Annotated in this window: 1 rRNA gene; it reads right to left on the bottom strand. The window is 75.9% G+C overall.

Going from position 1 to position 249, the window contains the following annotated elements:
• Positions 1-61: 61 nt before the first annotated feature.
• Positions 62-177 (bottom strand): 5S ribosomal RNA (gene rrf, locus H6A16_RS10655).
• Positions 178-249: the final 72 nt, after the last annotated feature.

Raw genomic sequence — 249 nt, 5'->3', positions numbered from 1 at the left:
GGGAAAGGGCCCCGGGGGATCGCTCCCCCGGGGCCCTCCCCGCGATGAAACGCCGTCCACCGGTCAGCGGCGCCCTGCTCTCCCACGGGCTTCCCCCGCAGTACCATCGGCGCTGGCCGGCTTAGCTTCCGGGTTCGGAATGGGACCGGGCGTGCCCCGGCCGCCAGAGCCGCTGACCGGTGGGCGGCGTTCCGCCCACCCGGGATGGCCTCCGCGTGCCCTGAGGGCCGCACAGCGAGGTTCGCACCG

The sequence above is a fragment of the Collinsella tanakaei genome, assembly GCF_016900375.1.
Taxonomy (GTDB): domain Bacteria; phylum Actinomycetota; class Coriobacteriia; order Coriobacteriales; family Coriobacteriaceae; genus Collinsella.
Note: the sequence above shows the minus strand (reverse complement) of the source record. Positions and strands in the feature narration are given on the sequence as shown.